Genomic DNA, 14606 nt, shown 5'->3' with positions numbered 1-14606 from the left:
CCAGCCTGTTAAAATTCCGCCCTTGAAATTATCCTGGGCCCCGCGCCCGTTCTAGCTAAGGTCTACCGCGATGCGTACCAGCCAATATCTGCTTTCCACTCTCAAGGAAACCCCCTCCGACGCTGAAGTTGTCAGCCACCAGCTGATGCTGCGCGCCGGGATGATCCGTAAACTGGCCTCCGGCATGTATGCCTGGTTGCCAACCGGTCTGCGGGTACTGAAGAAAATCGAGAACATTGTTCGCGAAGAGATGAACAATGCTGGTGCCGTCGAAGTCTCCATGCCGGTGGTACAACCCGCCGAGCTGTGGCAGGAGTCCGGCCGCTGGGATGACTACGGTCCCGAGCTGTGCCGTCTGACCGACCGTCACAACCGTCCCTTCGTGCTGGGCCCGACCCACGAAGAGGTGATCACTGCGCTGGTGCGTTACGAAGTGAACAGCTACAAGCAGCTGCCGCTCAACCTCTACCAGATCCAGACCAAGTTCCGCGACGAAGTACGCCCCCGTTTCGGCGTGATGCGCGGCCGCGAATTCCTGATGAAGGATGCCTACTCCTTCCACATCGACAAAGAGTCTCTGGTCGATACCTACGAGAAGATGCACGCCGCCTACTGCAAGGCGTTCACCCGCATGGGTCTGAACTTCCGTCCGGTGCAGGCTGATACCGGCTCCATCGGTGGTACCGGTTCCCACGAATTCCAGGTACTGGCCGAGAGCGGTGAAGACTTGATCGCCTTCTCCGACAGCTCCGATTACGCCGCCAACATCGAGATGGCCGAAGCGCTGGCACCGGCTGGTGAGCGCGCTGCCGCCACAGCAGCCCTGACCAAGGTTGCCACCCCGAACGTCCACACCATCGACGAAGTGGCCGCTTTCCTGAACGTAGCACCGACCGCCATCGCCAAAACCCTGCTGGTACTGGCAGAGGAAGATGAGCACGGCAAGCAGGCCGTTATTGCGCTGGTTCTGCGTGGCGACCACGAGCTGAACGAAATCAAGGCAGAGAAACTGGCTGGCGTGGCTAACCCGCTGACCTTCGCCAACGACGAGCAGATCAAAGCTGCCGCCGGTTGCGACGCAGGCTCCATCGGCCCGGTCGGCTTTGCCGGTCGCATCATCGTCGATCGCAGCGCTGCCCATCTGGCGGACTTCGTCTGCGGCGCCAACGAAACCGGCTTCCACCTGACCGGTGCCAACTGGGATCGCGACATCGCTTCTTACGAAGTTGCCGACCTGCGCAACGTGGTGGAAGGCGACCCGAGCCCGTGCGGCCAGGGCAAGCTGCTGCTCAAGCGCGGTATCGAAGTGGGCCACATCTTCCAGCTGGGTACCAAGTACTCCGAAGCGATGAAGGCGAGCGTGCTGAACGAAGCTGGCAAATCCGTCACCATGGAGATGGGTTGCTACGGTATCGGGGTTTCCCGTCTGGTGGCTGCCGCCATCGAGCAGAACAACGACCAGTACGGCATCATCTGGCCGGATGCCATCGCCCCGTTCGAAGTGGCCATCGTGCCGATGAACATGCACAAATCCGAGCGTGTGGCCGAGCAGGCACAACAGTTCTACGCCGAGCTGAAAGCCGCTGGTGTGGACGTGCTGTTCGACGACCGTAAAGAGCGCCCGGGCGTGATGTTCGCCGACATGGAGCTGCTGGGCATCCCGCACGCCATCGTCATCGGCGATCGCGGTCTGGACAACGGAGTGGTGGAGTACAAGTGCCGCCGCACCGGCGAGAAGCAGGAAGTGGCCATCAGCGACATCATCGCCATGCTCAAGGCCAAGCTGAGCCGTTAATTCCGCCCTCTTCCCGATATAAAAAAGCGCGCCGTTTGGCGCGCTTTTTGTTTCTGTATGTTCTGACGACGGCAACCGGATGGCGGGCTTCGCCTCAGGGATTGCGACCGATAAAGAGGTCGGTCACGTGGCAGCTGCTTCTGGCTTCCAGCGCGTCGAGCATATAGGCTGCCGCATCTTCCGGGGTCATGAAGCCACTCGGGTCCACGTGATCCGAGTTGTCCCAGAATTCGCTGCGGATCCCGCTCGGATAGAGATTGACCAGCCGCAGTGGCGAGCCTTTCAGCTCCGCGCGCAAGGATTCGAGAAAGCCGCGCATCCCCCATTTGGAGGCGCAGTAGAGGCTCTCGTTGGCCTTGCCCACCTGCGCGGCGGAGGAGAGCACATTGGCCAGTACTCCGCCTTTCTCACCGATAAGCCGCACCGTCTGCTGGGCCACCAGAATGGTGGAGATGAGATTGCTCTCCACCACCCGGCGGATCTGCTCGGCGGTGTAGACACCGACCGGGCCAAACTCGCCCACCCCGGCGCAGTGGATCACCATGTCGGGCAGGCCACCCCACTCCACCGCAGCGGCGAAGGCGACATCGACCTCTTCATGGTGCGCCAGATCGGCGGCGATGCCGATCACCGCGCTGCCGAGCAGTAGCTCCTGCTCCTGCAGTCGCTGATAACGGCGCCCCATCATGGAGACCTGATGGCCCCGCTCAACCAGACCTATGGTCAGCGCCCGGCCGAGACCAGAACCGGCGCCTGTCACTATGATGTGGCCCATGATTGCTCCTCGCCGTCAGTCGACGGTCAGATTAGAAAGTGAATTCATCGCCCATGAACCAGCCATCGACAGAATGCTCTGATAGATGTTGGCGAAGAATTTCACCCCCCGTTGTCAGACAACGTCAGATTAGAAAGTGAATTCGCCGCCCATGAACCAGCCATCGACAGACTGGTCGATATTGGCGAAGTCGACCTTGCCTTCACGCCAGCCGGCACGCAGCTTGATCGGCATGGAGGAGAACTTGTAGGAACCACCCAGACGGTAGTCATAGTTGTCCGCATCGTGAGTGCGCAGATCGCCGAAGAAGGCGATGCCGGTGCCCGGGATCTTCACTTCGCTGCCGGCATAGGCCATCAGGGTATCTTCGTCATAACCCTTGCGACCGAAGTAGACCTGCTCGCCATCGTAGTGACGACCGGTCATACCCAGATCGATCTTGAACAGATCGTTGTTGAACAGACGGTAGTAGAGGCTCAGATCGTAGGCGGTCAGATCGTTCTTGAAGTTACCGCCGGAGGTGCTGAAATCGGAGACTTCAAACTTGGCGTTCGGCAGGAAGATGATGCCGTGTTCAAGTTGCAGATAGCCGTTCCAGTTGTAGCTGTCGTCATAGCTGCCATCAGCACTGGTGCCATAAGCCTGACCACTGCCCTTGGCGGCCCATACGTCGGCACCGGCGGCAAAACGCCAGTCGTCAGCGGCCATGGCACTCTGGCTGCACAGAGCCAGCACAAAACCGGCAATCAGCGTCTTTTTCATTACGTCACTTCCTCTTGCATACATGGAAAAGAGCACTATTTTACTCGGTGCAGCCAAAATACCCAGCGTCAATCCTGAACAAACGACGACAAATGTCAGTGCTTCATATGCTTCATCTCTGCCATCGGCTCAATCGGCTTCACCGGCAGTGACAGATCCAGCTTCTGACCATCATCCATGGTGAGGGTGAGCGGGAAAGGAGTCTGCTCGGAGAGCGTGCCCACCTCGAACAACATGATGTGCAGGCTGCCCGGTTTCAGCACCGCCTCGCCCTTGGCCGGGATCTCGATATTCTCGACCTGACGCATCTTCATCACACCATTTTCGTGCAGGTGGGTGTGCAGCTCGGCACGCCCGGCCGCAGCAGAAGCCGCCGCCACCAGCTTGACCGGCTGGTCGGCATCATTCTTAAGCACCATAAAGGCGGCGGTGTTGGGGGAACCCGGCGGCAACAGGCGCACATAGCCGTCGACAGCCTCGACCTTGGCCAGTGCAGGCGCAGTCATCCCCAGAACCAGCAGAGAATAAAACGCACGTTTAAACATGGTTGAAATCCTTTTATGATGTTGTTAAACGGCGCCAAGGTTACCCCAGCAGCAACCTTTTTTGCACCTTTCAATAACAAGGATTTAGACATGGCCCCCATTCTCATTGCCGAGCAGCAGGATGGCTTGCTCACCCTGACCCTCAACCGCCCCGACAAGCGCAACGCCCTCAATACCGAGCTCTATAAGCAACTGGTGGCGGCGCTGCGAGAAGCGGCAGCCGATGAGGAGGTGCATGTCCTGTTGTTGCAGGGGCAGCAGGATTGCTTTACCGCGGGCAATGATCTGGCTGACTTTATGGGCAAGAGCTCGCTGGAGCCCGACGACCCCATACTGCAGTTCCTCCACACCCTGGCCGATTTCCCCAAACCCGTGATCGCTGCCGTTGCAGGCCCGGCAGTGGGGATTGGCACCACCATTTTGCTGCACTGCGATCTGGTCTATCTGGCGGATAACGCCCGCTTGCAGCTTCCCTTTGTCGAGCTGGGGCTGGTGCCGGAGTTCGCCTCCAGCCTGCTGCTGCCACGTCTAGTGGGACACCTCAAGGCGGCCGAGCTGTTGCTGCTGGCCGAGGCGATGGATGCCGAGGAAGCGCTACGTCTCGGGCTGGCCAACAAGGTGGTGGCGGCCGATGGAGTGCTCTCCTTTGCCCGCGAGCAGGGGCTGAAGCTGGCGGCCAAACCGCCCAGAGCGCTACAAAAGAGCAAGGCGCTGCTGAAACAGGAGCTTAAACAGGCGGTGCACTTTGTCATCGATCTGGAGGCGCGCGCCTTCGCCCAGGCACTGCAAGGGGAAGAGGCGCAACAACGGATCGCCCAGACACTCAAACGGCGGAGCTGAACTGCCGCTCAACGCCAGTCAGTTGAGTCGAAAACGGCCGATCAGCTCGCAGCCCTGCACCTTGTCCTGCAGCTGGATCAGCCGGGCAATTTCCGGATTGGGGTGACGCTTGAGAAAGGCGAGCAGGGCGCCGCGACAGCAACCCAACTCGCTGATCAGTGCCTCGCACTCCCGGTTGGGGCATTGTGGCACCAGCGCCGTCACCAGCTCGGAGGCGAGCTTCAGGTAGCGCAGCTCGTAAGTCGGCTCATCCATCGCCCGCCAGAAGTCGGCCAGCCGGTGGCAGGTGGCGACTCGCATGGTGGCCAGTTCGGTCAACTCCACCTGGGTCATCTCGTAAACATCCCCCAGCGCCTGCTGATAAAAGCAGATCGCTGCACCCAGCGAACCGGCCTGCCAGGCACGCTCCGCCTCCAGCATGTATCGTTGCCAACTTTGCGGTGTCATCTCGCTCTCCCGAATCCGTCATGGTGGGAGTGTTATCATGGCTAATTGAGAATAAATATCAACCAGAGGGTTAGTGCAGGATCTCTGCGCAACCTTGGCAAACCCGGCGCCCGACTTTATGATCGCGCCCTTGCCCCCCTTCTTTGGAGCCCCACAATGCGACCACGACTCCCGCAGATGCTGGGCTGCTCCCTGCTCTGCGTGCCCCGCATGCTGGTCTGGATCTATTAGCTGCGCTCAAGCGAACGCAACCCATCCGATCCATTCAGCAAAGGAGTACCAACATGAACACCTGCCAACACTGGTCGCAGGTCGAATACCTGCACCTGACGGTGACCAACCCCAATATCTGCCTAAAGGGGCAGCACAGCTACTACTCGGGTGCCTGGGATGGTCCCTTCGAAGAGGTGGCAGTGCGCTACCTCCATGGCGATCCCTTCAGCCGCAGCCCGGAAACCGGCTGGGAGCCGCTCTGGCATATCGACCGGCTCCATATCGGCGACTATGTGCAGATTGCCGCCGGGGTAAAGATCATCATGGGCGGCAACCACACCCACAACACGTCCTTCATCAGCACCTATCCGTTCGCCGATCTGGCGGCGCTCAAGCGCAGCTACCGCCCCGCTGGCGATACCCGCATCGGCAACGATGTCTGGATCGGCATGGAGGCGATGATCATGCCTGGCGTCACCATCGGCGACGGCGCCATCATCGCCGCCCGTTCGCTGGTCAATCAGGATGTGCCGTCCTATGCCATGGTGGCGGGCACCCCGGCCAGGGTGGTGCGGATGCGCTTTGGCGAGGAGGAGATTGCCCGGCTACAGGCCCTCGCCTGGTGGGATTGGCCGGATCAACAGGTCAACGATCTGCTACCGCTGATCCAGCAAGGTGACGTCGCCCTGCTTGAGCAGGCGGCTGTCCGCTGGGCGGAGCGCCATGAGTGACCACCGCTAACCAGTAGCTGACAGCATAAGGGCGACCCCGGGGTCGCCCTCTTTTATCTCCGGCATGCTCAGGGTGCCGGCATCGCACATCCACTCATTGCGCGCTTTTGGACTGGTTGAGGCTGCACTGCTTGCCGGGATAACCGGGTAGCTCTTTGGCATCGCTGCCGCAGGCGAGCCGTTTGGCCTGTTGCAGGCGGGCCGCCAGATTGGCGCTGTCCACCGGCATCCACTGCATCTGCTTGCCGAGCCAGCTGGCCCAGGCAAACTCGACGAAATAGACCTGTTTGTCCTTGCGAAAGTAGCCCGCATTCTGCAGCAGTCCGGCGAGGGTGCGATAGGGATAATCAGGCAGCTTGTCGATACTGGTCGGTAACTGCTCCGGGGTCAGCGGCTGTCCCTTCTCATCCTTGAGCCAGGCCCAGTGGTTGTTCTGCATCTGACTCCAGAAGTTGGCTTTGTCCTGCAGGCGGCCAATCACCTTGACCCGCGCATCCTTGACTCCTTGTTGCCACAGCGCCTTGGTGAGATGGTGTCTGTCCACCAGCCAGTAGCTGCCATCCGGCGCAATCACCACGGGGATCTCTTTCTTTTTCATCAACTTGTCGAGCTGCTTTGTGCTCATGCCCGCCAATGTGGCCTGGGTCTCATCGACCTGGATCTGGCCGACGCCCCCCTGAGTCGGGTGCAAGGCATCGATGCCGATCTCGCACCAGTTGCCCACCGCCGTGTCGCTCTGGCACGGGGCCAACGCCCAGGCACCCTGGCTCAACACACAGGCCAGCAATAACCATGCTTTCATCGTTTGACACTCCTCACCACATTGAACTGCACAGACGCCGGGAACGCTCTTCTACCCCGATTGGGAGTGAGAGTCGAATGCTGGCGGTCAGACCAGCAAACGGGATATCATGATTTCCCATCTGTCGGCGATATTTTCTCGCCGAGTTTTCTCCCCGCTTCACACTATTTGAAGGATCCGACCCATGAAAGGATGGACCCCCTTGCTGGCCCTGCTGGGCTGTGCTGCTGTCCAGGCTGCCGATATTCCCGCCGGAACACAACTCGCCGCCGAGCAGATTGTCGTTCGCCACCTCAAGGATGAACCTGCGAGCCTGAGCCCGCTCAAGCTGGTCGGCCTGCCGGAGTTGCAGGTACTGCGGGATCTGTTCGAGGGGCTGTTGACCCAGGGGCCGGATGGCAAACCGGTTGCCGGGGTGGCGGCCAGCTGGGAGAACAAGGGCAACCAGTTCTTTACCTTCCATCTGCGCCCGGATGCGCGCTGGTCCAACGGCGATCCGGTCAAGGCCGGCGACTTCGTCTACGGCTGGCGCAAGCTGGTCGACCCGAAAGAGGCGGCCACCTTCGCTTGGTTTGCCCAACTGGCCCGTTTCGACAAGGTGGACGAGATAGTCGCTGGCAAATTGCCTGCCAGCGAGCTGGGGGTCAAGGCCCTCGATGACCACACCCTGCAGGTGACCCTCTCCCAGCCGGTGCCCTACTTCCTGAACCTGCTGAGCCACCCCAGCCTGTCGCCGCTCCATCAGGCCAGCATCGAGCAGTACGGCAACCAGTGGACTCAGCCCGGCAAACTGGTGGGCAACGGTGCCTTTGTGCTGAACAACCGGGTGGTCAACGAGAAGCTGGAGCTGACCCCCAACCCTCAGTACTGGGATCGGACCCATACCGTATTGACCAAGGTGATCTTCATGCCTATCAATCAGGAGAGCGCGGCCACCAACCGCTATCTGGCGGGCGATCTGCATATCACCGAATCCTTCCCCAAGGAGCAGTACGACAAGCTGAAGCTACAGATCCCGAATGAGGTCTACACCCCGGATCAGCTCGGTACCTACTACTACGCTTTCAATACCCGTGAGGCGCCACTGAGCGATGTGCGGGTGCGCAAGGCGCTCTCCTACACCATCGACCGCGCCCTGATCGCCGACAAAGTGCTCGGCACTGGCGAGAAACCGGCTTATCACTTCACTCCGGATGTGACCGCCAGCTTTACCCCGGCCGCCAACTTGCTCTCCACCAGCAGCCAGCCGGAGCTGGACAGCAAGGCCAAGGCCCTGCTCAAGGAAGCCGGTTACGGCCCGGACAAGCCGCTCAAGCTGACCCTGCTCTACAACACCGCGGAAATTCACAAGAAGATGGCACTGGCGATTGCCAGCATGTGGAAGCAGAAGCTGGGCGCCGAGGTCGAGCTGACCAATCAGGAGTGGAAAACCTATCTCGACAGCCGCCAGAGCGGTCAGTTCGAGGTGATCCGCTCATCCTGGGTCGCCGATTACAACGACCCTTCAGCGTTCCTCGGCCTGTGGGGCTCCCGTCACAGTGGCAATATGGCTGGCTTTGCCAATGCCCGTTATGACCAGCTACTGGCAGAGGCGGCCAGCACTCAGGATGCCGCCAGCCGCAGCAAGCTGTTTGGCGAGGCGGAAGCGATCCTGCTGGATCAGGCCCCCATCGCCCCCATCTACCAGTACACCAATGCCCGACTCATCAAGCCATGGCTCAAGGGCTACCCTATCAACAACCCGGAGGATGTGGCCTACAGCCGCCAGCTCTATCTGATCAAACACTGACACCGGCCACAACGATGCGAGGCCCCGCCGGGCCTCGCTATTGATACTGTTCACACCACGATTTCCAGCCTAAAATGCCGCCCCTTCTGTTCAATTAATCTTCAATCCCCACTCAGTCATGCGCTACCTGATACTGCTCTCGTTGTTGTGGACCCTGCCTGCGCAGGCCCATAGCGAATCCCAATGCCAGCAAGAGTTTGTCGGCTGGATGCTGCATCAGCAGCAACAGTTCAGCGATCGCAAGTCTGACAAGATGGAGCGGCGCCGGGCCGAGCGGGCCATCGATCTTGCCCGGCAGGAGTACGACAAGCAGGCCAGCTTCTGCAAGACCATGCAGCTTGTTCGTGAATACAAAGATGGCGATCCACGTTTTACTCCGCGCCCCGGAGAGATACACGACTACAGTACGGCTTCTGACAACACATCAGGGTGACCCTGACCAGAAAAACCAAAAGCGCGTCGATTGACGCGCTTTTTGTGGTTCTTGCCCTGACAAAGCGGCTTATTCGGCCGTCTCGCTGCTGGCAAACTCCGGCACCTTGGCCATGGCATCCAGCACCACCTGAATACCGGCGCCCGGTTTGCAGGCGTTCTCGCTCAGGTGACGGCGCCAGGCGCGAGCCCCCTGCATGTTCTGGAACAGCCCCAGCATGTGGCGGGTCATATGGGAGAGGTAGTTGCCCTTGGCCAGCTCCTGCTCGATATAGGGCAGCATCATCCGCACCACCTCGTGGCGGCTCGGCACGGCGTTGTTCTGACCAAACACCAGATTGTCCACCTGCGCCAGAATGTAGGGGTTCTGATAGGCTTCACGCCCCATCATGACGCCATCGACGTGTTGCAGATGCGCGAGGGTCTGCTCCATGGAGGTGACGCCGCCGTTGAGGGCGATGGTGAGATCCGGGTAATCCTGCTTGACCCGATAGACGCGGGGATAATCGAGGGGCGGGATCTCGCGGTTCTCCTTGGGGCTCAGGCCACTCAGCCACGCCTTGCGGGCATGGACGATAAAGGTGTCGCAACCGGCATCGCGCACCTGTTCGATAAAGGTCTGCAGAAATTCGTAGGAGTCCTGATCGTCGATGCCGATACGGGTCTTCACCGTCACCGGAATATCGACCACATCGCGCATCGCCTTGACGCAGTCCGCCACCAGCGCTGGTTCGCCCATCAGGCAGGCGCCAAAGCGACCGTTTTGCACCCGATCGGAGGGGCAGCCGACGTTGATGTTCACCTCGTCATAGCCGCGCTCCTCGGCCAGCTTGGCACAGCGCGCCAGATCGGCCGGATTGCTGCCCCCCAGCTGCAGGGAGATGGGATGCTCCTGCTCGCTGTAACCCAGATAATCCCCCTTGCCGTGGATGATGGCACCGGTGGTCACCATTTCGGTATAGAGCAAGGTCTGGCGACTCATCAGTCGATGAAAGTAACGGCAATGCCGATCAGTCCAGTCCAGCATGGGGGCGATGGAAAAACGCTGCGCCTGCATAAAAATCATCCGGGTTGGCTAAAGAAAGGGGCGGATTTTATCACAACGTGAAGCAGCCCCAGAAAATGAATTTTGTCGCCGCGCCATGCGAGGCCCTGTGATAGTATCCGGCTAATAGAAAGGGTATCTGCGCGATCATGAATCAAGACCAACTTTTACAACGAGCCGAGCGACTCTGTATACAGCGAGGGATCCGCTTCACCCCGACCCGACGTCAGGTATTTCGCCTGCTGGCGGCACACGGCAACGCCATCAGCGCCTATGATTTGTTGGCCCAGCTGCAACAAACCGAAGCCAATGCCAAGCCGCCAACCGTCTATCGGGCACTCGATTTTTTGCTCGAACAGGGCTTTGCTCACAAAGTGGAATCGCTCAACGCGTTTATCTTCTGCTGCCACTTCGATCACGCTCACCCGATGCAGCTGCTGATCTGCGACGAGTGCGGGGATGTGGTCGAACTTCACGATAGTGCAATAGATAGCGCGTTTTCCGAGCAGGCCCACTTGCATGGCTTTACGATTACCAATAAGACAATAGAGGCACATGGCCAATGTGCTCGCTGTACGCCCACTGTAGGAAGTCATCATGAAGGCTGATTTTGTAAATCCGTTCCTGCTATCTCTGCTCAATGTGCTCTCGACCATGGCACAGCTGGAACTAAAACCGGGCAAACCGAAACGCAAGATGGATGAGCTGGCGCGCGGCGACGTCTCCGGTCTGATCGGCATGGTCGGCCCGCAGACCCGCGGCTCCCTCTCCATCAGCTTCGAGAAGGGGCTGGCGCTGGAGATCATGCGTCGCATGCTGGGGGAAGCTCCCGCCTCCATCAATGAAGAGGTGACCGACATGGTCGGTGAAATCACCAACATGGTGACCGGCGGTGCCAAACGGATGCTGGGCGAGAAGGGCTACGAGTTTGACATGGCGACCCCCATCATCGTCTCCGGCCCCAACCACACCATCACCCACAGGGCCGATGGCACCAAGATAATGATGCCGTTCGAATCCGATTTCGGTCGCGCCACTATCGAAATTTGCTTCGAGTAATCCTATGTGGAAAGCATTGAAATGGATTTTCATCTGCTGGGCACTACTGTTGATCCTGTCGGACATTCAGATCAGCACCTCCCTCTACAAGTACGAAGATAACCGGGTTCTCATCAACTTCCCGCGCTGGGAAACCAAACAGCCCTGGGGCACCTTCGAGTGGCATGCCGGACGGGTAGAAACCCACTGGTATGGTCTGGATGGCAAACCCAAGCCGGCAGGCCCGCAAATCTGATCCGGTAACGGATCCGGCAGAAACAAAAGAGGCCAGCAGATGCTGGCCTCTTTGCTATCTCGTTGATCCTGAATCAAGCCGCTTCGGCAGCCAGCTTACCGCTTGGTCGCATCAAGATGCCGACGATGCAGGCCAGCAGAGTTGGCAGCAGCCAGGCAAGTCCCTTGTCGAACAGCGGCAGGAAGGCAAAGCCGTCCATCGCCATACCAGCAGCGCCCAGTCCGTCCAGACAGCCAAACAGGAAGGCGACCAGCAGCACGCCACGAAACGCCAGCCGTGGCTGGGCAAACCACCCTTTGAGGAAGGTCACCAGCACCAGTGCAATGGCAACCGGGTAGATGGCTACCAGCACCGGGATGGAGAGACTGATAAGCTCACTCAGCCCCACATTGGCCACCAGCGCACAGAGTGCCCCCAGCAGCATCACCCACTTGTGGTAAGTCCAGCCAGTCAAATCTTGGAAATAATCGGCTCCTGCACAGAGCAGGCCTACTGCACTGGTAAAACAGGCCAGAGTGATGATGGCCGCCAAAATAAGCTGCCCTGGCTGACCAAACAGGCTCAGGACGTAGGCATTGACGATGGCACCGCCGTTGCTGATGTCGCTCGCCACTCCGCCGGCACTGTTGCCAAGCTGGAAAAGAGAGAGATAGACCGCCGACAACCCGACCGCCGAGATCAGGCCCGCAATGGTGAGGTATTTGAACTGGCTGCGATAGTCCTCGATCCCCTTCTGGCGCAGCAACCCGATGATCAGTGCGCCAAACATCAGGGATGCCAGGGTATCCATGGTGTTATACCCCTCCAGCATCCCCTTGGTGAGCGGAGCGCTGATGTAGTCACCGCTGGCATCGGGCATGGTACCCTGTGGCGCGATAAAGACCCCGACCGCCAGAATGAGCAGCATCGCCATCAGGGCGGGAGTCAGGTACTTGCCAACCGCATCGAGCAGTTTGCCCCGATCGAGCGCCACCATGATCACCAGCGCAAAGAAACTCAGGGTGTAGATCAGCAGCCCCTCATGACCGGCATCGCCGAGCCAGGGCTTGAGCCCCATCTCGTAGGCGACCAGACCGGTGCGGGGAATGGCAAAGGCGGGCCCCATAATGATATAGATGGCGATGGCCAGCGCCGTCGCCGCCCCGGCGGGCAGATAGCGGGTCATTCCGGTCCAGCCACTCGCGCGGCCCCCCGAACTCCCCTTGGCCACCGCAATCAGGGTGATTAACGGCAGCCCCACCGCCGTCAGTAGAAAACCGCACATGGCGGCCAGCAGATGCTCACCAGCCATAAAACCCGCAAGCGGCGGAAAAATGATATTGCCAGCCCCCAGATAGAAGGCAAACGTCATAAACCCCAGTCCGAATACGTCGGACAACTTCAATGATTTCGTCAAACCCAACCTCATCTGCCTTATCAGCTTGTTATTGATTGCACCCACTGCCTGGCAGATAACCGGTAACAATGTCTCTTGCTTCTCTCTCGTACGGATACCGGACAAGAATTGCGCATTCAGCATAAAGAAAAGGAATCGAATCTCAATATCAAATTAATATATTGAAACAATTTGAACAAATAGAATTAATCACCAACAAGTTTGCCATTCTCAAAATGATGTAAAGAGAGATTGAGCAAAGAGGCGAGAACAGGCAGCAAAAGCGCGGAACAGGCAAGCGTCACCGGCAGTGACCATCACAACCCGGCAAAACACAATGCAGAGTGACGGAAAGCAAAAGAGCCTGCACGGGGCAGGCTCTTGGCAATATCACATCGGGCGTGATCAGGCAGCTTCGGCAGCCATCTGTGTCGGACGCACCATCACGCCAACTACGCAGGCCAGCAGGGTCGGCATCAGCCAGGCGAGGCCCTTGTCGAACAGCGGCAGGAAGGCAAACGCATCCATCTTCATGCCGGCAGCACCCAGACCATCCAGGCACCCGAACAGGAAGGCAACCATCAACACGCCACGGAACACCAGACGGGGACGGCCGAAGTAACCCTTCAGGAAGGTGACCAGCACCAGCGCCACGGCAACCGGATAGATGGCAACCAGCACCGGAATGGAGAGGCTGATCAGCTGGCTCAGGCCCACGTTGGCCACCACGGCACAGATAACGCCCAGCAACACCACCAGCTTCTTGTAAGCCATGCCGGTCAGATTGTGGAAGAAATCGGAACAGGCGGAGATCAGACCGACTGCAGTGGTAAAACACGCCAGAGTGATGATGGCCGCCAGAATGAACTGACCCGGCTGACCAAACAGGCTCAGTACGTAGGCGTTGACGATGGCGCCACCATTGCTGACATCCTTCGCCACACCGGCTGCCGTGTTACCCAGCTGGAACAGGGAGACGTACACCACGCTCAGACCAACGGCAGAGATGAGGCCGGCAATGGCCAGATACTTGAACTGGCTCTTGTAATCGTTGATGCCTTTCTGGCGCAGCAGATCGACGATCAGGGCGCCAAACATCAGGGATGCCAGGGTGTCCATGGTGTTGTAACCTTCCAGGATCCCTTTCACGAAGGGGCTGTTCTGATAGTCACCGGACGCGTCAGGCATGGCGCCTTGCGGCGCTACGAATACCCCGACCGCCAGAGTCAGCAGCAGCAGCATCAGTACCGGAGTCAGGTATTTGCCGATGGCGTCCATCAGCTTGCCCTGGTTCATGGAGACCAGAATGGCCACACCAAAGAAGATCACGGTATAGGCCGCCAGACCCGCTTGCCCCATATCACCGATGAACGGCTTGAGGCCCATTTCGTAGGCAACCAGACCGGTACGGGGCGCGGCAAAGGCCGGGCCTATGATGATATAGATGGCAACGGCCAGCGCAGTCGCAACACCGGCAGGCAGCAGCTTGGTCATGCCAGCCCAGCCGTTACCGGCTTTCGCCACGGCCAGAATGGTCACCAGAGGCAGGCCCACGGCAGTGACCAGGAAGCCAAACATCGCCAGGGAGAGGTGCTCACCAGCCATGTAACCGGCCAACGGCGGGAAAATGATGTTACCGGCGCCCAGGTAGAAGGCGAAGGTCATAAACCCTAATCCGAGTACATCGGACAATGTGAGTGATTTCGTCAAGTTCAACCTCGTCTGTCTTGTAAATTATTGCTTGTTATAGTTTTTATCGGT

16 protein-coding genes are annotated in these 14606 nt (G+C 59.1%); 8 read left to right on the top strand and 8 right to left on the bottom strand.

Going from position 1 to position 14606, the window contains the following annotated elements:
- Positions 1-70: 70 nt before the first annotated feature.
- The gene (locus tag G5221_RS13420) at positions 71-1795 is read left to right on the top strand and encodes a proline--tRNA ligase (RefSeq protein WP_335812289.1); all 1725 of its coding nucleotides are present in this window, start codon (positions 71-73) and stop codon (positions 1793-1795) included.
- Between the two features lie 94 nt (positions 1796-1889).
- On the opposite strand, the gene G5221_RS13415 is transcribed toward G5221_RS13420, so the two are convergent.
- The 3 genes from G5221_RS13415 to G5221_RS13405 form a co-directional block, all read right to left on the bottom strand.
- On the bottom strand, positions 1890-2570 hold the full coding sequence (locus G5221_RS13415) for an SDR family oxidoreductase (protein ID WP_100645096.1): 681 nt from the start codon (positions 2568-2570) through the stop codon (positions 1890-1892).
- 129 nt (positions 2571-2699) lie between these two features.
- Positions 2700-3332: a TIGR04219 family outer membrane beta-barrel protein gene (locus tag G5221_RS13410; RefSeq protein WP_421263396.1), complete on the bottom strand. Its 633-nt coding sequence runs from the start codon at positions 3330-3332 to the stop codon at positions 2700-2702.
- A 95-nt stretch (positions 3333-3427) separates the two neighbouring features.
- Positions 3428-3877, bottom strand: coding sequence for a copper chaperone PCu(A)C (locus G5221_RS13405; protein ID WP_005335782.1), 450 nt, complete (start codon positions 3875-3877; stop codon positions 3428-3430).
- 90 nt (positions 3878-3967) lie between these two features.
- Here G5221_RS13405 and G5221_RS13400 point away from each other — a divergent pair, with 90 nt between their 5' ends.
- Complete coding sequence (locus tag G5221_RS13400) at positions 3968-4717, top strand: enoyl-CoA hydratase-related protein (RefSeq protein ID WP_421263395.1); 750 nt, start codon at positions 3968-3970, stop codon at positions 4715-4717.
- 18 nt (positions 4718-4735) lie between these two features.
- Here the strand turns inward: G5221_RS13400 and G5221_RS13395 are convergent, their stop codons facing one another.
- Positions 4736-5164 carry a DUF2753 family protein gene (locus G5221_RS13395; protein WP_005335785.1) on the bottom strand — a complete coding sequence of 143 codons (429 nt, stop codon included), beginning with the start codon at positions 5162-5164 and terminating at the stop codon, positions 4736-4738.
- A 284-nt stretch (positions 5165-5448) separates the two neighbouring features.
- Between G5221_RS13395 and G5221_RS13390 the strand changes: the two genes are divergently transcribed.
- Entirely contained in the window at positions 5449-6108 is a 660-nt protein-coding gene (locus G5221_RS13390) for a CatB-related O-acetyltransferase (RefSeq protein ID WP_421263394.1), read from the top strand.
- Between the two features lie 94 nt (positions 6109-6202).
- Here G5221_RS13390 and G5221_RS13385 read toward each other — a convergent pair whose 3' ends face one another.
- Entirely contained in the window at positions 6203-6910 is a 708-nt protein-coding gene (locus G5221_RS13385; RefSeq protein WP_421209358.1) for a ParB-like protein, read from the bottom strand.
- A gap of 184 nt (positions 6911-7094) precedes the next feature.
- Here G5221_RS13385 and G5221_RS13380 point away from each other — a divergent pair, with 184 nt between their 5' ends.
- Both G5221_RS13380 and G5221_RS13375 read left to right on the top strand, forming a co-directional pair.
- On the top strand, positions 7095-8699 hold the full coding sequence (locus G5221_RS13380) for a peptide ABC transporter substrate-binding protein (protein WP_421263393.1): 1605 nt from the start codon (positions 7095-7097) through the stop codon (positions 8697-8699).
- A gap of 118 nt (positions 8700-8817) precedes the next feature.
- Positions 8818-9132 carry a hypothetical protein gene (locus G5221_RS13375; RefSeq protein WP_421222038.1) on the top strand — a complete coding sequence of 105 codons (315 nt, stop codon included), beginning with the start codon at positions 8818-8820 and terminating at the stop codon, positions 9130-9132.
- A gap of 69 nt (positions 9133-9201) precedes the next feature.
- On the opposite strand, the gene dusA is transcribed toward G5221_RS13375, so the two are convergent.
- A complete protein-coding gene (dusA, locus tag G5221_RS13370; RefSeq protein WP_421222039.1) occupies positions 9202-10188 on the bottom strand; it encodes a tRNA dihydrouridine(20/20a) synthase DusA in 987 nt (328 codons plus the stop codon).
- A 137-nt stretch (positions 10189-10325) separates the two neighbouring features.
- On the opposite strand from dusA, the gene zur reads away from it, so the two are divergent.
- Genes zur through G5221_RS13355 form a run of 3 tightly spaced genes read left to right on the top strand, consistent with a single transcriptional unit; the run spans position 10326 to position 11470 of the window.
- Positions 10326-10784, top strand: a complete 459-nt coding sequence (zur, locus tag G5221_RS13365) for a zinc uptake transcriptional repressor Zur (protein WP_160882369.1) — start codon at positions 10326-10328, stop codon at positions 10782-10784.
- Positions 10774-11235 (top strand): chemotaxis protein CheX, encoded by a 462-nt coding sequence (locus tag G5221_RS13360; RefSeq protein WP_005343179.1) that lies wholly within the window; start codon positions 10774-10776, stop codon positions 11233-11235. The genes zur and G5221_RS13360 overlap by 11 nt, the downstream gene beginning before the upstream one ends.
- A 4-nt stretch (positions 11236-11239) precedes the next feature.
- Complete coding sequence (locus G5221_RS13355) at positions 11240-11470, top strand: hypothetical protein (protein WP_160882368.1); 231 nt, start codon at positions 11240-11242, stop codon at positions 11468-11470.
- A 73-nt stretch (positions 11471-11543) separates the two neighbouring features.
- On the opposite strand, the gene brnQ (G5221_RS13350) is transcribed toward G5221_RS13355, so the two are convergent.
- Positions 11544-12821 (bottom strand): branched-chain amino acid transport system II carrier protein, encoded by a 1278-nt coding sequence (gene brnQ / locus G5221_RS13350; RefSeq protein WP_235699320.1) that lies wholly within the window; start codon positions 12819-12821, stop codon positions 11544-11546.
- A 429-nt stretch (positions 12822-13250) separates the two neighbouring features.
- On the bottom strand, positions 13251-14555 hold the full coding sequence (brnQ, locus tag G5221_RS13345; protein WP_421263392.1) for a branched-chain amino acid transport system II carrier protein: 1305 nt from the start codon (positions 14553-14555) through the stop codon (positions 13251-13253).
- Between the last annotated feature and the right edge of the window lie 51 nt (positions 14556-14606).

Source organism: Aeromonas sp. 602200, from assembly GCF_049173895.1.
In the GTDB taxonomy this organism is placed as follows: domain Bacteria; phylum Pseudomonadota; class Gammaproteobacteria; order Enterobacterales; family Aeromonadaceae; genus Aeromonas; species Aeromonas veronii_A.
This window is presented reverse-complemented; position numbering and strand designations above follow the sequence as displayed.